This window comes from Paenibacillus sp. BSR1-1, assembly GCF_030403775.1.
In the GTDB taxonomy this organism is placed as follows: domain Bacteria; phylum Bacillota; class Bacilli; order Bacillales; family Cytobacillaceae; genus Neobacillus.
Genome location: NZ_JAQMWQ010000050.1, coordinates 1 through 1,405, shown reverse-complemented (window position 1 = coordinate 1,405; position 1,405 = coordinate 1). Strand labels below are relative to the sequence as shown.

Annotated in this window: 1 protein-coding gene; it reads left to right on the top strand. The window is 35.8% G+C overall.

Annotated features, from left to right (window positions below):
- The first annotated feature begins 772 nt into the window (after positions 1–772).
- A complete protein-coding gene (locus PH210_RS29670) occupies positions 773–1,297 on the top strand; it encodes a DUF2199 domain-containing protein (RefSeq protein WP_289990312.1) in 525 nt (174 codons plus the stop codon).
- The last annotated feature ends 108 nt before the right edge of the window (positions 1,298–1,405 follow it).

Below are 1,405 nucleotides of genomic sequence, written 5' to 3'. Positions count from 1 at the left end.
CTTATCTAAAAAAGCCTGAACTTCACTTTTTCCTTTTGAAACATCCAGACTAACGACTGGATTCATTTTAAATCTCCTCCTAAAATTGAACTTGCCAGTAACCCCTAATTCCTCCTAGTAGTATCATAGCTTCGCTTGTTATACGAGATCATTGTCCCAACTAGCCTCAAACATGTTTAAACTAGTAGGGGGCGAACAGTTTAGCTGACGGAATCAAGTCCCACGGGTGCGGACGTTCTACCCTGGCTACTGTTATAATAAGACCATATAAATAAAGGTCAACCAGTAATATTTTCTTATCTGGTTAACCTTATAATACGAACGGGTGCGATTGTTTAAGAAGTTGGCTGTCATTTGGCAGCCTTTTTTGGTTGTTTTCTAGTTTCTATGAATGGACATATTTAAAGATGGGATATTTATATTATCCACATTGGAAATGGTGGTATTCAGCTATTTCCTATCCTTTCCTTTATGGATTCATGTTTTGGCATTTGAGATTCGTCCATTGGATAAGGGAAAAGTATAGGCAAGCAGGTCAGTCTAATTAAAAAAGTTCACGTCACTGCGATGTTTAAAAGCCATCTCCGTTTTGTTGAGTAACGAAGTAGATTGTGAAGAAATGTACTTAAGCTAACGGGTGCAAGAGTTGAAGATCCAGCTGCCTTTTTTTGCGGCTTTTCGTGTTGAAGTAACGGGGCAGTTTAGTGAAAGAAGGATATGGATTGATAAATATCGAATAGAACACCAATATAGATTTTTATGGAGGATAGAAATGAGCAATTATATTGAAGGTTATATTTGTAGATGTTGCGGTAAGTATCACGATGAACTTCCTATGAGTTATGGAGGTGATGTACCTGATTATTATTACTCTGTGCCTCAAGAAGAACAAGAAAATCGAATTGAAATCAATGATGATTTGTGTGTAATTGATGGTGAACACTTTTTTATTAGAGGGTGTATTGAAATACCTGTATTAGATGGAGAAGGACCATTTATATGGGATGTATGGGTTTCTTTAAGTGAAACAAATTTTGAAAAAACAATTGAGTATTGGGAAACTGAAGGAAGAGAAAATGAACTGGAGCCATTGTTCGGTTGGTTATCAACTTCAATCCCTTGTTATCCTAAAACAATAAATTTAAAAACAATGGTTCATACTCGTCCAGTAGGTGTAAGTCCATATATCGAGTTAGAACCAACTGAACATCCTTTATCCGTAGAACAAAGGAAAGGTATAACAATGGAACGTATTAAGCTGATTGCGGAAGAGCTGTGTGATGAAGAAGAACAATAATAACGTTTCTTATTCAACTACCATGAAAGTACAAAACAGTGAAAATCTAAAAAAGACAATGCCAAAGTAGACCCAGCAATTTTAATTTTAAAAAAAGCTGAGCCTAAA